Here is a 21,954-nt window from a genome sequence, read left to right on the forward strand (position 1 = left end):
CTTCTGGCGCCTGGTGGGAGCGAGCCCCGGGGTGTGGTGCAGCAGGCCGCCCCGACCGGCGACGAGGTCGACCGCGTGCAGGTAGGTGCCGGGGGTGGTGCGGCCACCGGACGGATGCCGGCCCAGCCCGGACAGCCGGGCTCCGCCCCGGGTGAGCTCCGCGGTCGCCAGGCCCGGGCTCCGCAGGTCCGCGGCCAGGCCGGCCGGCCCGCGGCCGAGGGCGCCCGACCGGCGCGCGAGGTCCGGACCGGACGGGACGGCCACCCGGTCCGGGCCGGCCGGGACGGCGAGCACCCGGACGGCCCCGGCACGCACGACGGGCCGGAGGAGCACCGAACCGAGGCACCCCGCTCGGCTCCACCGGTCCCCGCGGCGCGTGATCGCGCCGTAGGGTGAGTTGTGTGAATGACCGTTTGGTATGGATCGACTGTGAGATGACCGGCCTCGACCTCGACCAGGACGCCCTGGTCGAGGTCGCGGTGCTGGTGACGGACTCCGAGCTGAACATCCTCGGCGAGGGTGTGGACGTCATCATCCGGCCGCCGGCGGAGGCGCTGGCGAACATGCCCGAGGTGGTGCGCGAGATGCACACCTCCTCCGGGCTGCTGGAGGAGCTGGAGCAGGGCGTGACCCTGGCCGAGGCCGAGGCGCGGGTGCTCGCCTACGTGCGCGAGCACGTGCCGGAGGCCGGGAAGACCCCGCTGTGCGGCAACTCGGTGGCCACCGACCGCGGCTTCCTGGCCCGGGACATGCCGGCCCTGGAGAAGCACCTGCACTACCGGATCGTGGACGTCTCCTCGATCAAGGAGCTGGCCCGGCGCTGGTACCCGAAGGCGTACTACAACAGCCCGCCGAAGGGCGGCAACCACCGGGCGCTCGCCGACATCCGGGAGAGCATCGACGAACTGCGGTACTACCGCGAGGCGGTGTTCGTCCCGCAGCCCGGCCCGGACGCCGACACCGCCCGGGCGATCGCCGCGAAGTACCGGGCCCCGGCGAGCTGAGCCCGGGCCGCGGGTCTCCCCCGCGGCCCCGCCGGGAGCGCCCGGCCCGGAACCACCCGCCGGGAGCGCCCGGCCGGAACCCCCCAGGAGCCACCGGGAACCGCCCGGCGGACCCCGTCGGAGGGTCGGGGAGGGTGCCCGCGTCCGCCGGAAGGAAACCCTGGCGCGAGCACCCTCTCGGATCCTGTAGAGTTCTTCCTGTCGGAACGGGAACGCGAGAGCGGGAACGGACCGGACAGATGGTGGGTGTAGCTCAGTTGGTAGAGCACCTGGTTGTGGTCCAGGTGGCCGCGGGTTCGAGTCCCGTCACTCACCCCAGAGCCTGAGGGGCCGATCTCTTCAAGAGATCGGCCCCTCAGGCGTTTTCGCGTTCCCTCAGTCGTGCACGGCCTCAACTGCACGCCCCCCGCCCGGATGTGCGCTCCCTCACACGCCCGTCGGGCCGGCTTTCCGCCCACCCCCTGCCGCCGGAAGCTACCGGCTAGTAACATCGTCGCCATGACCACTCCCCAGATCGGCAAGCTGCTCGACGACACCGTGCCGATGGCGCGCACCCTCAAGCTGGAGTACCTGGAGACCACCCCGGAGCGCGCCGTGCTCCGGCTCCCGGACCAGCCCGCGTACCACAACCACGTCGGCGGCCCGCACGCCGGCGCGATGTTCACCCTGGCCGAGTCCGCCAGCGGCTGCATCGTGCTCGCCGCCTTCGGCGACCAGCTGTCCCGGGCCGTGCCGCTCGCCGTGAACGCCGAGATCGCGTACAAGAAGCTCGCCATGGGCGAGGTCACCGCCACCGCCGTGCTCGGCCGCCCGGCCGCCGAGGTCGTCGCCGAGCTGGACGCCGGCGGCCGCCCCGAGTTCCCGGTCACCGTCGAGATCACCCGCGCCGACGGCGCCGTCACCGGCGTGATGACGGTCACCTGGACCCTGCGCCCCAACTCCTGACCGCCACGCGGTCGGTGGCCCCGGGAACACCGGCCCCGGGGCCACCCGCACGATGACTGTCCGTGACAGCGGGCGTGACCTCACCACCCGGCCGCTCGTTCTCGATTCACGTGCGAGCCAATCACGCGACCAAGCCCCAGGAACCCGCCCCCCGCGGCGTCGCCGGAGCCCACCGCGGGCTCGCCCGGTGGCTGCCCCGCCCCCGGGTTCTCGCGGCCGCCGGGGCCCTGCTCGCACAGCTCTGGGGCTTCGGCGCCCCCGGGGCGTGCGCGGCCGCCGCCGACCCGCTGCCGGACCCGGCCCGGCCCGCCGTCCGCCGTACGCCGAACCTCACACCCTCCCTCGACCGGCCGGTGCTCGACGGACCCGCCCTCGACGGGCAGTCAGCCGAACGCCCCGTCGGGTCCGGGCCGTCGGCGGACCGACCGCCGGACCGCTCCCCCGGGCCCACCGGGGAGCCCGCCGGCGACGGACCGGCCGGTGGGATCGACGGAGTCGCCGGAGCCGCCGGCGACACCCTCCAGGAACGCATCCGGGCCGGCGGACTGCCCCTGCCCGGCCAGCGGGCGGCCGTCCCCGACGCCTTCGCGCTCGCCTCCGGTCTGCTCGGCACCGTCCCCGACCGGGCCCGGCCGGACGGCCCCCGCGCCTCCCGCGAGGGCGGGCCCGAGGAGCCGACCGCCGCCGGACGCCACACCGGCACCACCCTGTCCACCGTGCCCCGGCAGCGCGCGGCCACCTCGGAACCACCGGTCCGGGAGGCGGCGGCCACCACCGCCGACGAGGCCGGGCCCGCCACCGCGCCCGGCGGGACGGCGGGCCCCGCGGATTCCGCCGGAGCCCGCCCCGGCGGGACACCCGAGGAGGTGGCCGTCGCCGACACCGTCGCGGCGGCCGCCTCCGGTGACGGCTCCGCCACCGCGACCGCCGTCCTCGCCCCCATCGCCGCCGGACTGCTGCTCACCGGGGCGGCCATGTGGAAGCACCGCGGACTGCCGCGCGGCCACTGAGCGGACGCGGGCACAGGAACAGGCCCAGGCGCCCTGGGCGCCTCCCCCGCGCTCCGCACCTCCGCGCTACGGCGCGGCCGGGTCCAGGACCAGCTGCGGGAGTTCACGCCCCGGGATCGAGCCGGACGGGACGCTGCCGACCCGGGTGGCGCCCATCGCGAGGTAGAACGGCTCGGCGTTCGGGTCGGAGTCGATGGTGAGCCGGCGCAGGCCCAGCTCCGCGGCCAGCCCCCGGGCACGCTCGAACAGCGCGCGGCCGACGCCCCGGCCGATCGCCTCGGGCTCGACGAAGAGCAGGTCCAGTGACCCGGTGGGCGGCGCGCCGGAGACCGAGACGAACCCCAGCAGCCGCCCGGCGTCCTCGGCCACCACCGTGGCCGACCCTTCGATCACACCGGCGTCCACGGACAGCTCCGCCCGGCAGGCGGCCATGAACGCCTCGTCGTAACCCCAGTACGCCTTGGAGCGCAGCGCGATGCCGGTGAGCAGCCCGGCCTCCTCCGGCCTGGCCGGTCTGATCTCCATGGCGCCTCCTCGGGCATGTGCGCACGCGCGTTCCGGACGGCCGGTGGCCGGACGACGGCGCCATTGTCGGCCGCGGTCCGGTCGTCCGCCAGCGCTTTTACGGCGGGCCGTCCGGGACGGGCGGCCCCTGCCGGACGCCCGTCGTCAACGGAACACCCCGGGCGGCGGTTCCGGCGACGGGGCCGCCGTGGCGTCCGTCGCCGGAACGGCACCGGCGGCGAAGTCGGTGAGGGCGCGGCCGTGTTCCACCCGGGCGTGGGCCGAGTCGGAGGCGGCGCAGCGGGTCAGGTCGGCGATCGGGAGCGGCGTGTGGGCGGTGGCCAGGACGAGGTTGCCGAAGCGCTTGCCGCGCAGCACGGCGGGGTCGGCGATCAGGCACAGTTCGGGGAAGACCGCGGCGAGGGTGGCGACCTGGGAGCGGGCGAAGGGCAGGGCCCCGCCGTCGGCGATGTTGGCGGTGTACCAGCCGCCGGGGGCGAGGGCCCGGGCGGCGAGGGTGGTGAATTCGACGGTGGTGCAGTGGGCCGGGGTGCGGGCGCCGGAGAAGACGTCGGTGATCACCAGGTCGACGCTGCCCTCGGGGGTGCGTTCCAGCACGCCGCGGGCGTCCGCTCCGCGCACCTTGATCTGCCAGCCGCGCTCCAGCGGCAGTTCGGCGCGGACGAGTTCGGTGAGCGCGGTGTCGATCTCGGCGACCTGCTGGCGGGAGCGCGGCCGGGTCGCGGCGGTGTAGCGGGCCAGGGTGAGGGCGCCGCCGCCGAGGTGCAGGACGGTGAGCGGGCGGCCGGGCGGGGCGACCAGGTCGATCAGGTGGCCGAGCCGGCGCTGGTACTCGAAGCCGAGGCGGGTCGGGTCGGCGAGGTCGACCAGGGACTGCGGGGCGCCGTCGATCAGCAGTGACCAGGCGGCGGGCCGGTCGCGGTCGGGGCGCAGTTCGGCGAGCCCCGAGCCGACGGGACGACTGAGCGGCCCCTGGGCGTGGGTGCGTCCGCCCGGTCCGGTGGTGGCTGCCGGCTCCGGGCCGCGCGCGGCTCTGCTGCTTCGTCCCATGGCGGCCATTATCGCCGCCCGGGCGGGACGGTCCCTGGTCCGGGGCGTGCCGCGGGGACCCGGCCGGAGGCTTGCGGGCCCGGCGGGATCCGCGCGGAACGCCCGCTAGAACGGGCCGAGGCCGCCGGCGGTGAGCGTGCAGGCGGCCTCGCAGAGGGCGGAGCGGAGCACCCAGGCGTCGGTGTGACGCGCGGTGCGGCCGGCTCCGGAGGGCGGGATCACCCAGCGCGGGTCGGCGGCTGCGGGCACCAGGGCGCCCGCGGTACAGGAGCTGCCGGGCAGGTGCCAGGTCTCCCAGGTGCCGGCCGGGACGAGGAAGGAGACGGTGCTGCCGTTGCGGCTCTGCAGGACGGCCCCGCAGGCGCGGCGCAGTCTCAGGATGTCGACGGCCTCCAGGCCGTGCCGCAGGGCGACGGTCACGGTGTCGCAGGCGGTGACGAGGGCGCCCTCGTCGGGGGCGGTGCGCTCGCGTCGGATGCCGCCGCGGGAAACGCGGCCGCCCTCGATCCGTCCCGGGGCGGAGGCCCGGTCCTCGGAGGGTTCGGGGAGCAGGGCGGGCGCCGCACCGGCGAGCACTCCCCCAGGGAGGGGTCGGTACCGCGGCAGTCCGGTGGCCATCATGGGCACTCCTGTACCTCGTCGGGTCCGGAAGCACAGCCGTTGGGAGGGCCGCCGGGCTGGGACGGGCCGGGCGACGGCATGGGCTTCTCCTCGCACCAGGACAACGCGGCGGCCGCACCGCGGGCCACGGGGCGCATTACAGCAAGGCATGGCATTTCATGGCAGATATCCCGCAACTTCGCCCTTTTTGCCCTGGATTGCCAGCACATGTCCTGCAAACCCAATGTGCCCGAACGGTGACTCCGAGTACTCTCTGCGCCATGGCAGCCACCCCACCGGCCGAGCCGAACCGACCGTCCCCCAACACCGTGATGCGCGCACTGCGCGGCGACCGCTCACCCGGCGAGTTCGCCACGGCCGTCCGCCGGGCCGCCCGCGAGATCGGGGAGCACGTGTCCTGCGACGCCCGCTACGTCGGGCGGGTCGAGTCCGGTGAGATCCGCTGCCCCAACTACGCCTACGAGCGGGTGTTCCGGCACATGTGGCCGGACCGCACGCTCACCGACCTCGGCTTCGCCCCCCGGACCTCCGTCCGCCGCCGCCCGGCGAACGGACCCGGCGGACGGAACCAACCCCCTCCGCTCCACCCGCCGTTCCCGCCCCTGCCCGCCCCGCGCTCACCACTCTCCACTCAACTCCCGTACGCTGCCTCGCCGTACGCGGATCCAGCCGCTCCGCACGGGCTCGCCCGGCCGAGTCCCGGGACGGTGCCCCGGGGGCCCGATGGATCGCCCAACCTCGACGAGGAGAACGACGACGTGCGTCGCCGTACGTTCCTGGCCGGCGGCACCACCGCGCTGGCCGCCGTGATCGGCATCGACCGACCGGCCGCGGCCGTCGGCCGACCGGCCGGCACCGACGGCGCCTCCGGTGCGCTCACCGGTCAAGGTGCCTTCCCCGGCGCGGAGTTCACCGCGCCCTCACTGCTCGGCGGCGACCCTCTGGTGCCCGGCCGGCCCGGGCCGGTGGCGCCACTGCGCCGGGTCGGCGCCACCGAGGTGCTCGGCGTCGAACAGGCCGTCCGGGACATCCGGCTGGCCGACGACGCGCACGGCGCCGACGCCCTCTACGAGCTCGCCGGGCAGTCGCTGCGCAACGCGTACGTCCTGCTCAACGAGTGCGAGTACAGCCCCGAGACGGAACGCCGGCTCCAGGCCGGGGCGGGCGAACTCGCCATCTCCGTCGGCTGGTTGGCGCACGACTCGAACCGGCTCGCGGACGCCCGGTCGTTCTACTCCGAGGCGCTCGCCACCGCCCGGATGGCCGCCGACCCCGCCCTGGAGGCGCACGTCTTCTGCAACAGCGCCTTCCTCGCCCGGGACGCCGGACGCCCGCGCGAGGCGCTGCGCGCCGCCCAGGCCGGGCAGGTCGCCGCCCGGGGCCTGGGCTCCGAACGGCTGCTCGCGCTGCTGGCCATGCGCGAGGCCGGCGCCTGGGCGCTGCTCCAGGACCGCCTCTCCTGCGAGCGGGCGCTCGGCCGGGCGTACTCCCTGTTCGACAGCGGGCCCGGCGAGCGGGACCCGGAGTGGATGTCCTTCTTCGGCGAGGCCGAGATCGCCGGCCTCCAGTCGCAGTGCTGGTCGGCGCTCGGCGACTGGGACCGCGCCAGCGAGCAGGCCGGGCTGGCGATAGCGCTCCAGAAACCGCACTTCGTCCGCAACCGGGTGCTCTACACCGCCGAACTGGCCCACGACCGGCTCGGCCGCGGGGACCTCGCGGGCGCGGCGCACCACGGCTCGGCGGCCGTCGCGCTGTTCGGCGCCGTCCGCTCGGCCCGGATCCGCAGCATGCTCGCGGACACCGCCGGGCGGCTGCGGCCGCACGTCGCGGTGCCCGAGGTGCGCCGGTTCCTGACCGACTACGACCGGGCGGCGGCCTGAGCCCCACCGCGGCGGGCGCCGGGGCCGCGCCGGGCGCCGGGGACGCGGCGGGTCCCGGAGCTGCCCCCGGGAACCCGCCGACGGACCGCGGGGCCGGGGTCAGTGCCCGGCGGCCGGGCCCTCCAGGTGGGACAGGTCGTTCCAGACCTCCACCGCCGGAGCGCCGTACTCCCAGGACAGCACGCAGAGCGCGGCCGTGCCGAGCTTGAACCGCTGGGCGTACTCGGGCGGCAGGCCCAGCCAGCGGGCGGTGAGGATGCGCAGCAGGTGGCCGTGGGCGAACAGGACGACGTCCCGGTCGGCGCAGTGCATCACGGTGGTGTCCGGTGCCGGGACGCCGTGCTCCTCGTTGAGGCCCGCCAGGAAGGCGTCCACCCGGGCGGCCACCTCGGAGAGCTTCTCGCCGCCGGGCACCCCGTCGCGCCAGATCAGCCAGCCGGGGTGGTCGGTGGCCCGGATGTCCGCGCCGGTGCGGCCCTCGTACGCGCCGTAGTCCCACTCCATGAGCTCGGGGCGCTCCACCGCGCGGTCGCCGAAGCCGGCCAGCTCGCAGGTCTCCTTGGCCCGGCCGAGCGGGCTGGTGTAGACGAGCGCGTCCGGCAGCCCGTTCCAGGGGGCCTTGGCGAGGCGGGCGCCGAGGGCCCTGGCCATCGCCCGGCCCTCCTCGGTCAGCGGGATGTCGGTGCGGCCGGTGTGGCGGCCGGTGGCGGACCACTCGGTCTCGCCGTGGCGGACCAGCACGATGCGGGCGGGCATGAGGGCTCCTAGCGACAGGGGCGGTGGCAACGGTCGGTCTCACCATTGAGCACCGGGCTCCATGATCCCCCACCCGGGCGGCGGCCACGATCCCGGGGCCCGTCCCGGCGGGCGCCCCGGCGGGACGGGACCGCCGGCCGGACCCAGCGGCCGGTGACCGCCGCCGGCACCCCCGCCAACGGCCGGTCCGCACCGCGTTGTCGGACCCGGATGCGACACTGGGCCGCACCATGAACGTCTCGACGAACGTGCCGCCCGGCGGTCCCGCTGAGCCGCTCGCAGCGCGGCTCGCGGAGCTGCGCGGTCCGGCCCCGCAGCGCAGTCTGAACGCCCGCTCCCTCGCCGCGCTCGCCGCCAATCCGGGCTGCCACCGCCGCGCCGTGCTCGACGCGGCCGGGGTGGACAAGTCCGCGCTGGCGGCCCGGCTCGGCCGCCCGGCCCCCTTCGGCCAGTCCCCCTTCGCCATCGCCCGCGGCGTGATCTTCGAGTCACGGCTGAAGGCCGACGGCTACGCCCCGCTGCTGGAGCCGCTCCGCCACCACCTGGGCGTCCCGGCGGAGGGCCACGCCCCGCTCCTGGTGCCGGACCTGCTGCACCGCTCCGGGCCGGCCGTGCGCGCCGACCGGACGGCCGAGGCACTGGCCCGGGCCGCCGCCGACCGGGAAGCCTGGACGCTGCTGGACCACCCGATGCTGCGCCTGGAGGTGGCCGGCAGCACCGCCTACCTGGAGCCGGACGCGCTGGTGGTGCACGACGGACGGTGCACCGTGGTGGAGATCAAGTCCTTCCCGGTGCTGGACGGCACCGCGGACCCGGCCAAGGTCGGTGCCGCCGCCCGGCAGGCCGCCGTGTACGTGCTCGCGCTCCAGCACGCCGCCGCCACCGCGGCCGGGCAGCCGCTCGCCGAGGACCCGTACACCGAGCAGCGGCTGCCGGGCAGCCCGCGCACCAGCGTGCTGCTGGTCTGCCCGAAGGACTTCGGCAACCGGCCGACCGCGGTCGCCGTGGACGTCCGGCGCGAACTGGCCGTCACCCGGCGCCAGCTGAGCCGGCTGACCGGCATCGGCCGGCTGCTGGAGGTGCTGCCGCCCGGCGCCGACTTCGACCTGGCCGCGGACGAGGCCGGCGCGCCGGCCCGGAGCGCCGAGCAGCTGGCCGCCTCGGTCGAGGCGGTGCCCGCCGCGTACAGCCCGGACTGCCTCTCCACCTGCGAGCTCGGCTTCCACTGCCGTGCCCGGGCCCGCTGCGACGACCGGGTCGAGCAGCTCGGCCGGGGCGTGCGCGGCGAGCTGGGCAGCATCCGTACGGTCGCCGGGGCACTGGCCGCCGCCGGCACCAAGAGCGGGGACCTGGACGACGCGGACGACGCCGCCGAACGCCTGGCCTACGCGGCCGCCCTGCGCGCCGAGGCCCTGGGAACGGCCGCCCTGGGCACGACGGTGCTGGGAGCGGAAGCATGAGCGAGCGCAGCGAGCTCATCATCAACAGGTGCGCGTGGGCGAATGCCCCCGCCGAGCACAGCGAGGCGGGCGCATGAGTCTCCTGACCACCCTCGCCCGGCTGGAGGCCGTGCGCAGCGGCCGGGCCGAGCCGCTGGCCACCGTGCGGCACCGGCACCTGTCCGACCGCCCGATGGTGCTGGTCCCGCTGACCGCCGCCGGCGAGGCGGGCGCGCCGCTCGCGGTGCTGCTCGGCACCGACCGGGACGCGCCGCGGCTGCACCTGGTACCCCAGCCGCTGAACCGCACCCTGCGGTTCGACTTCCTGGCCGAGCTGGCCGCCGACCTGCTGCCGTACCTGGAGTCCTTCGCCGAGGACGTCGAGCAGATCGAGGGTTCCGAGAAGGACCCGGAGACCGGCGAGAAGACCCAGGTGTTCCGCGAGCTGTGCGCGGACGCCCCGCAGCTGATCGTGCCGAACGGCGCGGGCGTGCACCACCTCGCCCTGATCGGCCGCTCGACCCGCTTCCGCCGCACCGCCGAGGACGAGGAGCCGGGCCCGTACCCGGCTCCGGTCCGGGTGCCGCTGCTCGGCCGCTGGCTGACCCACCTCACCGACCGCGCGCAGGTGCCCGGTTCCTCGCTGCTGCTGCCGATGACCGGCCTGCTGGCCCGGCACTGGGCGACCGGCCAGAGCCACCTGGAGGACCAGCACCTGGCGGCCCGGCTCGCCTGGCACCGCCCGCCGCCCGGTCTGAGCGGCGCGCAGGCGGCCGAGCTGGCCGAGTCCGCCCGGGACGACCGGGGGCAGCTGCTGCACCCGCCGGCCGGCCCGGCCACCGATCCCCGCTTCGACGAGTCGGTGCTCGCCCCGGCGATCACCCGCTACGACTCCGCCGTGAGCGCCCTGCAGCACAGCACCGAGCAGCGCGACGAGGCCGCGGCCGCCCGTGCCCGGGCCGCCGTGCGGGCCGCGGTGGCGGCGCTGGAGGAGGTGCTGACGGCCGTCCTGCTGCCCACCTGGCGGGACGTCTGGCAGGGCCTGGACCTGCTGCGCGGACTCCCGCCGGCCGGTCACCTGGAGGAGCGCTGGACGGGCGACCGCTGGTCCTACACCGGCCACCGGGACCGGCTGGCGGCCGGTGAGCCGCCGCAGCCCCGGCAGGACGACGCCGTCACCGCCGCCCGCAAGCTCGCCCAGCGCGAGCGCGAGCAGACCCGCCTCGACGTCCAGGAGGCGTTGGACGACCCGCTGGCGATGGCCGAGCACCGGCTGGCCGGCGAGGCGTTCAGCGGCGTGGTGACGGAGGTGGTGCCGGACTGGGACACCACCGGCCGCTCCCCCAAGCCGCGTCCGCTGGTCACCGTGCACACCGTCGACCGCCCGCACGCGGACCTCGGCCGGGAGGTGCACAGGGTGCACGGCCCGTCCGCGCAGAAGGCGGAGATCGTCGGGGTGGACGCGGCCGGGGGCACCATCACGGTGCGGGTGCTCTCCGGCATGGGCCGCCGGAAGGAGCCGGAGCCGGGCAGTCTGCCCGAGCCCGGCGACCAGGTCACCTTCACCCTGTTCGAGTTGACGGCCCGCCAGTCCGCGCCGCTGCCCGAGCCGGACGACACCCCCTGGACCCACGGCGGCCCGCCCGGTGCCGCCCCCGTGCCCGCCCCGTCCGTCTCCGAGGAGTGGGAGTGAACCGTCCGATGACCCCCGAGCAGGCCCCGGGTGCGGCCGCCGACGCCGCGGTGGCCCGGATCCTGGCGGCCACCGTCCGTCCGCCGGTCGGCGCTCCGCGCGGCGTGGTGGTGGACTCGCCGCCCGGCGCCGGGAAGTCGACGCTGGTGGTGCGGGCCGCGCGCGAGCTGGTCGAGGCCGGCGAGCGGCTGATGATCGTCGCCCAGACCAACGGGCAGGTGGACGACCTGGTCGGCCGACTGGCCGAGAAGGCGCCGGAGTTGACGATCGGCCGGCTGCACGCCGCGGACTCCCGGCCGGGCCCGGAGGTGCTGAAGCACGCCAACGTGACGCCCTCCGACAAGGTCGCCGACCTGGTCGAGCACGACGTGGTGATCTCCACCTCGGCCAAGTGGCAGTGGGTGCGGGCCGAGGCCCCGTGGCGGCACGCGATCGTCGACGAGGCGTACCAGATGCGCTCGGACGCCCTGCTCGCGGTGGCCCGGCTGTTCGAACGGGCGCTGTTCGTCGGCGACCCGGGCCAGTTGGACCCGTTCACGGTGGTCGGCACCGAGCAGTGGGCCGGGCTGTCGTACGACCCGTCCGGCAGCGCGGTGGTCACCATGCTGGCTCACAACCCGGAGATCGAGCCGCACCGGCTGCCGGTCTCCTGGCGGCTGCCCGCCAGCGCCGCGCCGCTGATCTCGCGGGCCTTCTACCCGTACACGCCGTTCCGCTCCGGCACCGGTCCGGACGACCGCCGGCTGACGGCCGCGGTGCGCCCGGACGGATCGGCCCTGGACGCGGTGATCGACCGGGCCGCCGAGCACGGCTGGGCCCTGCTGGAGCTGCCCGCCCGGCACACCGTACGGACCGACCCGCAGGCCGTGGCGGCCGTCGCGGCCACCGTCCGCCGGCTGCTGGAGCGGGGGCTGACCGCCCACTCCGAGCAGGGCGGGGCCCCGCTGACCGCGGACCGGGTCGCCGTCGGCACCGCCCACCGGGACCAGGCGGCGGCCGTGCGCGCGGCGCTGCTCAAGGAGGGTGTTCCGGTGGACGGCGCGGCCGGTCCGGCCGTCACGGTGGACACCGCCAACCGTCTGCAGGGCCGTGAGTACGACGTGACCGTGGTGCTGCACCCGCTGTCCGGGCGCCCCGACGCGACCGCCTTCCACCTGGAGACCGGCCGGCTCTGCGTGCTCGCATCCCGGCACCGGCACGCCTGCATCGTGGTGGCCCGGGCCGGGATCGCCGAGCTGCTGGACGAGCACCCGGCCACCGAGCCGGTGCAGCTGGGTGTCCCGGTGGCGTTCCCGGACGGCTGGGAGGCCAACCACCAGGTGCTGCACCACCTGAGCGGCCACCGGGTCCGCCTGCGCTAGACCGGAACCAGCCGGGAGCGGCGGGGGCGGCCGGGGTCAGTCCTCGGTCTCGCAGATCGCGAAGGCCACCACCCGGCCCCGCTCCGCCTGCGCGCTCCACCCCCGGGCGTCGTCGGTGGGGCCGTCGGCGCGCACCGGGCCGTCCGCGTCCGGCTGGAGCCGGTAGCCGCCGCCGGTCAGGTGGGTGCCGGCCGGGCAGGTCGCGGTCGAGGGGCCGCCCGGTTCGCTCGGTTGCCCCGCGACCACCAGTGCCGTCTCGGCCGCCGCGGCGGGCGGGGCGGCCGAGGCGGCGATCGCGAGCAGGGCGCCCAGCAGGGACAGGACGGACAGGGCGAGGGCCGTGAGGACTCTTCTCACACGCATGGGTCTCTCCAGCTTGGTCGGACGGCCGGGTACACCGGGACAACCGGTTCGCACGCGATCCGGAAGCGCGGCGCACGAGTCGTGCGCCCGGCGCGCGCCGGGGAATAGCGCTCGCGTGCGCACCGTTCCGCTACCGGCCACCGCCGCGAGACAATGGACGGCGGCCACGACCGGGCGGCGCGGCCCGGCGCAGATTCGAACCACCCCCACCCGAGACCCGGAGGTGTCCGTCCATGCCCGACTCCCCAGAGTCGACCGAGCCCACCAGGCGCCTGCGTCCGGTGCAGCTGCTGTTCGAGCCGCAGTCCGCCGAACCCGAGCCGGAACGATTCTTCGACCTGGAGTCGATCGAGGACCCGGCGGAGCTGCTGCGCCGCTCCACGGAGCTGGCCCTGGCCTTCCGGGCCGCCGCCGAGCGGGCCACGGACTTCCAGGCGGTCGCCGCCGCCCAGCTCGCCGACCCGCGCCGGTTCGACGCGCTGTCCGACGCCGAGGTCGCCCGGCGGGCGGACTGGACCCCGGACTACGCCGCCAAGATGATCGAGTACGGCCGCACCCTGCTCCAGCCGCGCCGGCACGAGGACTGAGCCTCCCGCCCGCCGCCGGGCACGGGCCCCTGGCATATGCGCGGCGGGGAAGGGTACGCCGTCCCCCGCCGCGCTGTCCGGCGAACCGCGCTTTCCGTCCCGCCGGAGGCGCGCGCCGCGCAGGCTGCTCTCCGTGGAGATCTGGACGCAGCAGTCGGTGACGCGGCAAACCGCGATGTACCCGTCGGTGATGCACCCCTCGGTGGAGTGCGTCGGCGCGGCCGGGGAGGCCTGGCTCGCCTCCGCCAGCGAGTACCCGCGCAGCATGCGCGCCCTGTGGGAGAGCCGTCCGTGGGCGCCCTCGGTGCTGCCCTGCGGGCGGGCCTTCGACGTGATCAGCGTGCCGGCGCTGTTCGGCCGCCGGGTGCTGGACGAACTGTGGGCGTCCGGTCCCGGCTGCGGACCGGTGGCCGTGCACCGGGGGCGGATGCTGCTGTTCGTCCAGCCGGGCGCGGCGCCCCGGCTGCGCCGGCTGCTCGCCTGGGAGGAGTGGGCCCGGGACGTGCCACCGCTGCTGTGCCACGGCAAGGGGGACGCGGTGACCGTGCCGCCCCTGCAGCGGATGGTGAGCGGTCCGGACTCCCCCGGGCAGGGCGCCGGCCGGTGGATCGTCGCACCCGAGCAGCGCACTCCCCGGCTGCCGGGCGCCGCGGTGGTGCTCTGGGCCTGTGTCCGGGCGGCGCGGGAGCCGGGCGCGCCGGCTCCGGCCGGAACGGCCGTCGTGACCGGGGGGTGAACGCGGGGCGGCCGGTATTCGATTTTGGCTCGGCCGCACGGCGCTGCTAGAGTCTTCTCTGTCAGCAGGCGCCGCTAGCTCAGTTGGTTAGAGCAGCTGACTCTTAATCAGCGGGTCCGGGGTTCGAGTCCCTGGCGGCGCACAGACAGCCGGAAGGCCCTTCGCGAAAGCGGAGGGCCTTCCGGCGTTTCCGTCGGGGGCGCGAGCGGTCGGGCCGCCCGCCGGAGCGGACGGCCCGACCGGGGCTCAGCGGCCGCGCAGCGCGCGGTAGCGGGCGACCAGCCCGGCGGTGGAGCTGTCCAGCCGCTCGGTGCCCTCGCCGGTGAGCAGCACCGGCTCGATCCGCTTGGCGAGCACCTTGCCCAGCTCGACGCCCCACTGGTCGAAGGAGTCGATGTTCCAGACCGCGCCCTGGACGAACACCTTGTGCTCGTAGAGGGCGACCAGCTGGCCGAGCACCGAGGGGGTCAGCTCGCCGGCCAGGATGGTGGTGGTCGGGTGGTTGCCCTTGAAGGTCTTGTGCGGGACGAGCTCGGCGGGCACGCCCTCGGCCGTGACCTCCTCCGGGGTCTTGCCGAAGGCCAGCGCCTGGGTCTGGGCGAAGAAGTTGGCCAGCAGCAGGTCGTGCTGGGCGACCAGGCCGGGGAGCAGGTCGGCGACCGGCTTGGCGAAGCCGATGAAGTCGGCCGGGATGACCTTGGTGCCCTGGTGCAGCAGCTGGTAGTAGGCGTGCTGGCCGTTGGTGCCGGGGGTGCCCCAGACCACCGGGCCCGTCTGCCAGTCCACCGGGGTGCCGTCGCGGGTCACCGACTTGCCGTTGGACTCCATGTCCAGCTGCTGGAGGTAGGCGGTGAACTTGGACAGGTAGTGCGAGTAGGGCAGCACCGCGTGCGCCTGGGCGTCGAAGAACGCGCCGTACCAGACGCCGAGCAGGCCCAGCAGCAGCGGGACGTTCCGCTCCGCCGGGGCGGTGCGGAAGTGCTCGTCGACCAGGTGGAAGCCGTCCAGCATCTCGCGGAACGCGTCCGGGCCGATGGCGATCATCAGCGAGAGGCCGATCGCCGAGTCGTAGGAGTAGCGGCCGCCCACCCAGTCCCAGAACTCGAACATGTTGGCGGTGTCGATGCCGAAGTCCTGCACGCCCTGGGCGTTGGTGGACAGCGCCACGAAGTGCTTGGCCACCGCCTCGGTGCCGGCGTCCAGGCCGCCGAGCAGCCAGTCCCGCGCGGAGACCGCGTTGGTGATGGTCTCGATGGTGGTGAAGGTCTTCGAGGCGACGATGAACAGCGTCTCGGCCGGGTCGAGGTCGCGGACCGCCTCGTGCAGGTCGGCGCCGTCCACGTTGGACACGAAGCGGACGTCGAGGTCGCGCTTGGCGTACGAGCGGAGCGCCTCGTAGGCCATCGCCGGGCCGAGGTCTGAGCCGCCGATGCCGATGTTGACGACGGTGCGGATCGGCTTGCCCGTGTGGCCCTTCCACTCGCCGCTGCGGACCCGGTCGGCGAAGGCAGCCATCCTGTCGAGGACGGCGTGCACCGCCGGCACCACGTTCTCGCCGTCGACCTCGATCACGGCGCCGCGCGGGGCGCGCAGCGCGGTGTGCAGGACCGCCCGGTGCTCGGTGTTGTTGATCTTCTCGCCGCGGAACATGGCGTCCCGCAGCTCGGCGACGCCGGTGGCGGCGGCCAGCTCGCGCAGCAGCTCCAGCGTCTCGTCGGTGACCAGCTGCTTGGCGTAGTCCACGTGCAGGTCGCCGACCTGGAGGGTGTAGCGGCGGCCGCGCTCCGGGTCGGCGGCGAACAGCTCACGCAGGTGGGTGTCGCCCAGTTCGGCCCGGTGCTTGGCCAGGGCGGCCCACTGCGGGGTGCGGTCCAGCGGGGTACGGGCGTCGGCGCGGGTCTCCGACATCGGTGGGTCCTCGATTCATCTGGGTGCAGAAACCGGCAGGGCCAGGCGTGAGGGTTTCGCCGAGGTCGTGCGGGTACTGGTGGTGCGCCGACTCCGTTGACGGCCTGCCCGGGCTCAGCCTATGCAACCCCGGAGCCGGTCGCGCACATTCCGCCCCGCGCGCGCGGGCGGTGCGCCCACGGGGAGTGGACGGCCCGTCACGACGGCCCGTCGAACCGGTCCGGAGCCGGTCGAGCCGGTCCGCCGCGACAGTCGAGACGGCAGCGACGGCAGCGACGGCAGCGACGGCCCGTCACTTTCGCTCGGACCGCAGGTCGAGTCCGCGCAGCACCTGGTCGACCAGTTCCGGATCGGCGCCGAGCTCGCTGCGGGCCGCGAGCATCTCCCGGCGGGAGGCCGCGATCATCTCCTGCTCGACGTCCCGGGCGGCCCGCCACTGGGCCATCCGCTGCTTGGCCTCGGCGGCCTCCTCCTCGGCGTAGTTCTCCGGGCAGAGCCGGGCCAGCCGGTCGTGCTGGCGGTCCCGCAGCCGGTCGGCGACCTCGGCGGGCAGCCGGTCCTGCTCCTCCAGCTCGCCGAGCCTGGTGAGCCCGGCCTTGGCGGCCCGCCACCAGAGCTGGCGCACGGCCTGCTCGTGCTTGTCCTGGTCGATGTCCAGTTCGAACCGCTTGGCCAGCCAGGGCAGGGTGAGGCCCTGGACCAGCAGGGTGAAGAGCACGACGCTGAAGGCGATGAAGACCAGCCGGCCGCGCTCGGGGAAGTCCTCGCCGGAGTGCAGGGTAAGCGGGATGGCGAGTGCCAGGGCCACGGTCGCCACCCCTCGCATGCCGGACCACCAGAGGATCACGCTCTCCTTCCAGCTGAACGGCGTGTCCTCCTCGTCGCCGGAGCGCAGCTTCTTCGACAGCCAGCCGGCCGGCAGCAGCCAGAGCAGCCGGACCCCGACGACCACCGCGATGACCACGGCCGCGTCGCCGAGGAAGCCCGTCCAGCCGCTGCCGGCCTCCTTGAGCACGGTGGCCAGCTCCAGGCCGATCAGGCCGAAGGCGACGCCGGTGATCAGGATCTCGACGACCTCCCAGAAGGCGTTGCCGACCAGCCGGTAGGCGACGGCGTCCGCGTCGGAGGCCCGCTCGGCGAGGTAGAGCGCGCAGATCACGACGGCGAGCACGCCGGAGCCGTGGATCTCCTCGGCCAGGGTGTAGGCGGCGAAGGGCACCAGCAGGTTGAGCGCGACCTGCTGGGTCGGGTCGTCCAGGCGCTCGGCGAGCTTGGTGTTGACCCAGCCGAGCGCGACGCCGACCACGACGGCCAGCACCGCGGACAGCACGAAGCGCAGCACCGCGTCACCGGCCGAGAAGTCGCCGCTGACCATGGCCTCGATGGACAGCGAGTAGATGACGATCGCCGTGACGTCGTTGAACAGCCCCTCGCTCTCCAGGATCGCGACCAGGCGGCGGGGCAGCCCGACGCTGCCGGCCACCGCGACGGCGGCGACCGGGTCGGGCGGGGAGACGAGCGCGCCGACCGCGATCGCGGCGGCCAGCGGCAGGGTGGGCAGCAGCCAGTGCACGGTGCCGGCCACGGCGACGGTGGTGACCACCACCAGGGCGACCGCCAGCAGCAGGATCGAGCGGGCGTTGGCCTTGAAGTAGCGCACCGAGGAGCGTCTGGCCACCGCGAAGATCAGCGGGGGCAGGACCAGCGGCAGGATCAGCTCGGGCTCGATGGTGACGTCCGGGATCTGCGGCACCAGCGCCATGACGATGCCGAGCAGCGTCATCAGCACCGGTTGCGGCACTCCGGTCTTCCGCCCGAGCGGCATGGTCACCACGGAGGCGAGCAGCACCAGGAAGAACAGGGGCAGCTGGCCCACGGGGAGGTTCCTCTCGACGACGGACGGCTGAGCGCCGTCCAGGATAAATCTGACAATGTGCCCATCCGTGTCGACACGCTGAACAACAGTTTGACCTCAAGCGCACTTCAGGGCGCAGGATCATCGGCATCGGAAGGATCGAGAAGGGGTGGGAACGGGATGAAGGCTGTCACCGTGACGGGGAACGGCGGTCCGGAGGTCCTGCGGGTCACGGAGGTGCCCGACCCGGAGCCCGGGCCGGGCGAGGTGCGGGTGCGGGTGTACGCGGCCGGGGTGCAGCCGGTGGACCTCGCGATCCGCGAGGGCTTCCGCCCGCCGGGGACGGCGGTCGAGCCCCCGTTCGTCCTCGGCAACGAGTTCGCCGGAGTCGTGGACGCGCTCGGCCCGGACACCGACGGCTGGCGGATCGGGGACGAGGTGCTGGGCTTCCGGGTGCTGGGCTGCCAGGCCGACCGGGTCACGGTGGGCGCCGACCGCCTGGTGGCCAAGCCCGCCGGGATGCCGTGGGAGCAGGCCGGCTCGCTCTCCGCCTCCGGCCAGACCGCCCACGTGGCGCTCACCGAGCTCGGCGTCGGCCCGGGCGACACCGTGCTGGTGCACGGCGCCGCGGGCGGGGTCGGCACCGTCGCCGTCCAGCTGGCCCGGGCCCTGGGCGCGACGGTGATCGGCACCGCGAGCGAGCGCAACCACGCGTACCTGCGGGAGCTGGGCGCGGTGCCGGTCGCCTACGGCGAGGGTCTGGTCGAGCGGGTGCGGGCGGTGGCGCCGCAGGGGGTGACCGCGGCCTTCGACGCCGCCGGGCGGGGCGCCCTGGAAGCCTCCGTCGAGCTGGTCGCCGACCGGGACCGGATCGGCACCGTGGTCGACTACCCGGGCGCCGAACGGCTGGGCGTCCGGGGGCTGCGGGGCGAGCGGACGGCAGAGCGGCTGGCCGCGCTGGTGGAGCTCTGGGAGGCCGGCGGGCTGCGGCTGGAGGTCGAGGAGTCGTTCCCGATCGAGCGGGTCGCCCAGGCGCACCGGCTGGTCGGCGCCGGGCACGTGCGGGGCAAGGTGGTGCTGACCATGTGAGCGCGCCGGCTCCCCGCTCCGGGCCGATTGTGAGTTTCAGCCGCTGACCAGGTAATGTTCTCCACGTCAGCAGGCGCCGCTAGCTCAGTTGGTTAGAGCAGCTGACTCTTAATCAGCGGGTCCGGGGTTCGAGTCCCTGGCGGCGCACAGACAGCCGGAAGGCCCTTCGCGAGAGCGGAGGGCCTTCCGGCGTTTCCGCGCCCGCCCGCGCGTCCTGTCCGCACGTTCCGCCCGTTCCCGCGCGGCGGATGGCAGGAAAGGTGGGAAACAGGTCATTGCTGCCACCGCTCCCCCCTTGGGACGCTGGCCGCATGAGAGCGCGCAGCGTGGTCATCGTCCTCTTCGAGGGCGTGCAGAGCCTCGACGTGACCGGCCCCCTGGAGGTGTTCGCGGGAGCGGGCAAGGCCTCGGGGCAGCCGGGGGCGTACCGGGTGACCACCGCTTCCCCGGGCGGCGGCCCGGTGCGCAGCCACAGCGGACTGCGGCTGCTGCCGGACGCGGACCTGGCGGAGGTCGGGCCGGTGCACACCCTGCTGGTCCCCGGCGGGGAGGGCGCCAAGCTGGCGGACCCGGCCCTGGTGGCGCGGATCCGGGAGCTGGCCGGGCGGGCCGAGCGGGTGGTGTCGGTGTGCACCGGGGCCTTCCTGCTCGCCGAGGCCGGACTGCTGGCCGGGCGCCGGGCCACCACCCACTGGGCCTACGGCGAGGAACTCGCCCGGCGGTACCCGGACGTCGAGGTGGACCCGGTCCCGATCCACGTCCGGGACGGGCGGATCGCCACCTCGGCCGGGGTCACCGCCGGGATCGACCTGGCCCTGGCCCTGGTCGAGGAGGACCTCGGACGGGAGACGGCCCTGCTGATCGCCCGCCACCTGGTGGTCTTCCTGCGCCGGCCGGGCAACCAGGCCCAGTTCAGCACCCAGCTGGCCGCCCAGGTGGCGGCCCGGCAGCCACTGCGCGAGGTGCAGCAGTGGATCGCCGAGCACCCCGAGGCCGACCTCTCGGTCGAGGCGCTGGCCGACCGGTCGGCGCTGTCGCCGCGGCACTTCGCCCGGGCCTTCGCCAGCGAGGTCGGGGTGACCCCGGGCCGGTACGTGGACGGGGTCCGGCTGGAGGCCGCCCGGCGCCGGCTGGAGGACACCGACGACGGCGTCGAGGAGATCGCGCGCTCCTGCGGCTACGGCACCCCGGAGGCGATGCGGCGCGCCTTCGTCCGGGCCCTGGCCGCCCCGCCCGCCGAGTACCGACGCCGCTTCCGACCCGAACCGACCGGAGGTCACTGATGCGCATCGCCATCCTGCTCTACCCCGATTTCACCACGCTGGACGCGGTCGGCCCCTACGAGGTGCTGTCCCGGATCCCCGGCGCCGAGGTCGTGTTCGTCGCCGCCGAGCGGGGGCCGGTGCGCAACGACGTCGGCAGCCTGGCGGTCACCGCAGACGCCACCCTGGACGAGGTGGACTCGGCCGACCTGCTGCTGGTGCCCGGCGGCCCCGGGACGAAGGCCCAGCTCGAGAACGAGGCGCTGCTCGACTGGCTGCGCCGGGTGGACGCGACCACCACCTGGACCACCTCGGTCTGCTCCGGCTCGCTGCTGCTGGGCGCCGCCGGGCTGCTCAAGGGCCGCCGGGCCACCAGCCACTGGGGCGTGCTGGACCGGCTGCCCGCGTACGGGGCGGAGCCGACCGGGACGGAGCGGGTCGTCATCGACGGCAAGTACGCCATCGCCGCCGGGGTCTCGGCCGGGATCGACCTCGCCCTGACGCTGACCGGCCTGATCAGCGGGGACACCACCGCGCAGGCGATCCAGCTGCTGATCGAGTACGACCCCCAGCCGCCGTACGACTCGGGCTCCATGGCGAAGGCCTCCCCCGAGGTGGTCGAGGCGGTGCACCGGCTGATGGAGCGCTGACGCCGGGCCGTGTTCACCGCCGCCGGGCCGGGGCCGGGAAGGCGTGGCGGCGGGCGGCGGTGGCCACGGCGAGGACGGGGAGCATCAGCGCGAGCACCGTCCAGGGCAGGGCACCGGTGCCCAGGCCGCTCAGGACCAGGCCGCCGACCACGCCGCCGCCCGCCATCGCGGCGTTCCACAGGGTCACCAGGACGGCCTGGGCGGCGTCCGCCCGCTCCCCGCCGGCGTCGCCGAGGGCGGTCTGGAGCAGGGTCGGCGCGCCGCCCCAGCCCAGGCCCCAGAAGAACGCCGCGACGTACACCGGCGGCGCGCCGCCGGACCGGACCGCGAGGACGGCCGCCGTCAGCGCGACCAGCAGCGCGCCGCCGATGGTCAGCTGCCGCAGCCGGCGGTGGATGTGGGCGCCGACCAGCCAGACGCTCAGCAGCGAGGCCAGCCCGAAGACCAGCAGCACCGGTCCGGTGGCGCCGCCGAGGCCGGCCCGGTCCAGGAAGGGCGCGACGTAGGTGAACAGGATGGTGTGCGCGAGCACGAAGAGCACCGTGACGGTGAGCACCGGCCGGACACCGGGCACTGTGAGCGCCTGCCGGACCGGCTCCCGCTGGCCGGCCGGCTGCCCGGGCTGGTCCGGCAGCAGTGCCGCGATCCAGCCGATCACGACGACCGCCAGTGCCGTCATGGCCAGGAAGGGCACCCACCAGTCGAACGCCTGCCCGAGGAAGGTGCCGACCGGCACTCCCAGCGACAGTGCCACCGGCACGCCCGCCATCGCCACCGCCATGGCCCGGCCCTGCTGCTCGGCCGGCACCAGCCGGCGCGCGTACCCCGCCAGCAGGGCCCAGGCCAGGCCGGCCGCGACGCCCGCGAGGAAGCGGGCGGCGAGCGTCAGCGGGTAGCTGGTGGAGACCGCGGTGACCGTGTTGGCCACCGCGAAGCCCGCCATCGCGGTGAGCAGCAGCCGCTTGCGGCCCCAGCCCGCGGTGGCCGAGCTGAGCGGGATCGCGGTGGCGGCGGAGCCGATCGCGTAGACGGTGACGGTCTGCCCGGCCGCGGACTCACCGACCCCGAGCGCCCCGCTCATCCCGGGCAGCACGCCCGCGGGCAGGTTCTCGGTGAGCGCGGTGACGAAGACCGCGGTGGCCAGCGCGAGCAGGGCGGGGAGCGGAAAGGGCTTGCGGGGTACCGGGGTCGGAAGCTGTGTGGTCGCCATGGGGGCCATG

General features: G+C 75.3%; 21 protein-coding genes and 3 tRNA genes. 15 read left to right on the forward strand and 9 right to left on the reverse strand.

Annotated features, from left to right (window positions below; all coding sequences use genetic code 11):
* Positions 1-333 (reverse strand): hypothetical protein (locus AB0E96_RS11290; RefSeq protein WP_359821392.1); only part of this gene is annotated, 333 nt, incomplete at its 3' end.
* A gap of 68 nt (positions 334-401) precedes the next feature.
* On the opposite strand from AB0E96_RS11290, the gene orn reads away from it, so the two are divergent.
* From orn to AB0E96_RS11310, 4 genes are all read left to right on the forward strand, one after another.
* Positions 402-1,004: an oligoribonuclease gene (gene orn / locus AB0E96_RS11295; protein WP_359821395.1), complete on the forward strand. Its 603-nt coding sequence runs from the start codon at positions 402-404 to the stop codon at positions 1,002-1,004.
* Positions 1,005-1,246: 242 nt separating this feature from the next.
* A tRNA-His gene (locus tag AB0E96_RS11300) sits at positions 1,247-1,322 on the forward strand.
* A gap of 180 nt (positions 1,323-1,502) precedes the next feature.
* A complete protein-coding gene (locus tag AB0E96_RS11305; RefSeq protein WP_359821398.1) occupies positions 1,503-1,949 on the forward strand; it encodes a DUF4442 domain-containing protein in 447 nt (148 codons plus the stop codon).
* A 110-nt stretch (positions 1,950-2,059) separates the two neighbouring features.
* Entirely contained in the window at positions 2,060-2,959 is a 900-nt protein-coding gene (locus AB0E96_RS11310) for a hypothetical protein (RefSeq protein ID WP_359821401.1), read from the forward strand.
* Between the two features lie 66 nt (positions 2,960-3,025).
* Here AB0E96_RS11310 and AB0E96_RS11315 read toward each other — a convergent pair whose 3' ends face one another.
* The 3 genes from AB0E96_RS11315 to AB0E96_RS11325 all read right to left on the reverse strand — a co-directional run bounded on the left by AB0E96_RS11315 (position 3,026) and on the right by AB0E96_RS11325 (position 5,155).
* Positions 3,026-3,484: a GNAT family N-acetyltransferase gene (locus AB0E96_RS11315; RefSeq protein ID WP_359821404.1), complete on the reverse strand. Its 459-nt coding sequence runs from the start codon at positions 3,482-3,484 to the stop codon at positions 3,026-3,028.
* Between the two features lie 144 nt (positions 3,485-3,628).
* Complete coding sequence (locus AB0E96_RS11320; protein WP_359821406.1) at positions 3,629-4,534, reverse strand: fused MFS/spermidine synthase; 906 nt, start codon at positions 4,532-4,534, stop codon at positions 3,629-3,631.
* A 105-nt stretch (positions 4,535-4,639) separates the two neighbouring features.
* Positions 4,640-5,155, reverse strand: a complete 516-nt coding sequence (locus AB0E96_RS11325; protein ID WP_359821409.1) for a hypothetical protein — start codon at positions 5,153-5,155, stop codon at positions 4,640-4,642.
* 260 nt (positions 5,156-5,415) lie between these two features.
* Here AB0E96_RS11325 and AB0E96_RS11330 point away from each other — a divergent pair, with 260 nt between their 5' ends.
* Positions 5,416-7,035: a tetratricopeptide repeat protein gene (locus AB0E96_RS11330; RefSeq protein WP_359821412.1), complete on the forward strand. Its 1,620-nt coding sequence runs from the start codon at positions 5,416-5,418 to the stop codon at positions 7,033-7,035.
* Between the two features lie 99 nt (positions 7,036-7,134).
* Here the strand turns inward: AB0E96_RS11330 and AB0E96_RS11335 are convergent, their stop codons facing one another.
* The gene (locus AB0E96_RS11335; RefSeq protein ID WP_359821414.1) at positions 7,135-7,791 is read right to left on the reverse strand and encodes a histidine phosphatase family protein; all 657 of its coding nucleotides are present in this window, start codon (positions 7,789-7,791) and stop codon (positions 7,135-7,137) included.
* Between the two features lie 230 nt (positions 7,792-8,021).
* On the opposite strand from AB0E96_RS11335, the gene AB0E96_RS11340 reads away from it, so the two are divergent.
* The 3 genes from AB0E96_RS11340 to AB0E96_RS11350 all read left to right on the forward strand — a co-directional run bounded on the left by AB0E96_RS11340 (position 8,022) and on the right by AB0E96_RS11350 (position 12,284).
* Positions 8,022-9,251: a hypothetical protein gene (locus tag AB0E96_RS11340; protein ID WP_359821416.1), complete on the forward strand. Its 1,230-nt coding sequence runs from the start codon at positions 8,022-8,024 to the stop codon at positions 9,249-9,251.
* A gap of 73 nt (positions 9,252-9,324) precedes the next feature.
* Positions 9,325-10,923, forward strand: a complete 1,599-nt coding sequence (locus AB0E96_RS11345) for a hypothetical protein (RefSeq protein WP_359821418.1) — start codon at positions 9,325-9,327, stop codon at positions 10,921-10,923.
* 8 nt (positions 10,924-10,931) lie between these two features.
* Positions 10,932-12,284, forward strand: coding sequence for an AAA family ATPase (locus tag AB0E96_RS11350; RefSeq protein ID WP_359821465.1), 1,353 nt, complete (start codon positions 10,932-10,934; stop codon positions 12,282-12,284).
* A gap of 36 nt (positions 12,285-12,320) precedes the next feature.
* Here AB0E96_RS11350 and AB0E96_RS11355 read toward each other — a convergent pair whose 3' ends face one another.
* Positions 12,321-12,647 carry a hypothetical protein gene (locus AB0E96_RS11355; RefSeq protein ID WP_359821421.1) on the reverse strand — a complete coding sequence of 109 codons (327 nt, stop codon included), beginning with the start codon at positions 12,645-12,647 and terminating at the stop codon, positions 12,321-12,323.
* 233 nt (positions 12,648-12,880) lie between these two features.
* On the opposite strand from AB0E96_RS11355, the gene AB0E96_RS11360 reads away from it, so the two are divergent.
* The 3 genes from AB0E96_RS11360 to AB0E96_RS11370 all read left to right on the forward strand — a co-directional run bounded on the left by AB0E96_RS11360 (position 12,881) and on the right by AB0E96_RS11370 (position 14,112).
* The gene (locus AB0E96_RS11360; RefSeq protein ID WP_359821424.1) at positions 12,881-13,234 is read left to right on the forward strand and encodes a hypothetical protein; all 354 of its coding nucleotides are present in this window, start codon (positions 12,881-12,883) and stop codon (positions 13,232-13,234) included.
* A 175-nt stretch (positions 13,235-13,409) separates the two neighbouring features.
* Complete coding sequence (locus AB0E96_RS11365) at positions 13,410-13,970, forward strand: bifunctional DNA primase/polymerase (protein ID WP_359821468.1); 561 nt, start codon at positions 13,410-13,412, stop codon at positions 13,968-13,970.
* Between the two features lie 68 nt (positions 13,971-14,038).
* Positions 14,039-14,112, forward strand: a tRNA-Lys gene (locus tag AB0E96_RS11370).
* 104 nt (positions 14,113-14,216) lie between these two features.
* Here AB0E96_RS11370 and pgi read toward each other — a convergent pair.
* Both pgi and AB0E96_RS11380 read right to left on the reverse strand, forming a co-directional pair.
* Positions 14,217-15,878: a glucose-6-phosphate isomerase gene (gene pgi / locus AB0E96_RS11375; protein WP_359821426.1), complete on the reverse strand. Its 1,662-nt coding sequence runs from the start codon at positions 15,876-15,878 to the stop codon at positions 14,217-14,219.
* A 292-nt stretch (positions 15,879-16,170) separates the two neighbouring features.
* A complete protein-coding gene (locus tag AB0E96_RS11380; RefSeq protein WP_359821429.1) occupies positions 16,171-17,754 on the reverse strand; it encodes a Na+/H+ antiporter in 1,584 nt (527 codons plus the stop codon).
* A gap of 159 nt (positions 17,755-17,913) precedes the next feature.
* Between AB0E96_RS11380 and AB0E96_RS11385 the strand changes: the two genes are divergently transcribed.
* From AB0E96_RS11385 to AB0E96_RS11400, 4 genes are all read left to right on the forward strand, one after another.
* Positions 17,914-18,822 carry an NADP-dependent oxidoreductase gene (locus AB0E96_RS11385; protein ID WP_359821431.1) on the forward strand — a complete coding sequence of 303 codons (909 nt, stop codon included), beginning with the start codon at positions 17,914-17,916 and terminating at the stop codon, positions 18,820-18,822.
* A 73-nt stretch (positions 18,823-18,895) separates the two neighbouring features.
* Positions 18,896-18,969 (forward strand) — tRNA-Lys (locus AB0E96_RS11390).
* Positions 18,970-19,133: 164 nt separating this feature from the next.
* Entirely contained in the window at positions 19,134-20,105 is a 972-nt protein-coding gene (locus tag AB0E96_RS11395) for a GlxA family transcriptional regulator (protein ID WP_359821434.1), read from the forward strand.
* Positions 20,105-20,734: a DJ-1/PfpI family protein gene (locus tag AB0E96_RS11400; protein WP_359821437.1), complete on the forward strand. Its 630-nt coding sequence runs from the start codon at positions 20,105-20,107 to the stop codon at positions 20,732-20,734. The genes AB0E96_RS11395 and AB0E96_RS11400 overlap by 1 nt, the downstream gene beginning before the upstream one ends.
* A gap of 13 nt (positions 20,735-20,747) precedes the next feature.
* On the opposite strand, the gene AB0E96_RS11405 is transcribed toward AB0E96_RS11400, so the two are convergent.
* Positions 20,748-21,944: an MFS transporter gene (locus AB0E96_RS11405; protein ID WP_359821440.1), complete on the reverse strand. Its 1,197-nt coding sequence runs from the start codon at positions 21,942-21,944 to the stop codon at positions 20,748-20,750.
* Positions 21,945-21,954: the final 10 nt, after the last annotated feature.

The organism is Kitasatospora sp. NPDC036755 (assembly GCF_040636595.1).
GTDB lineage: Bacteria > Actinomycetota > Actinomycetes > Streptomycetales > Streptomycetaceae > Kitasatospora.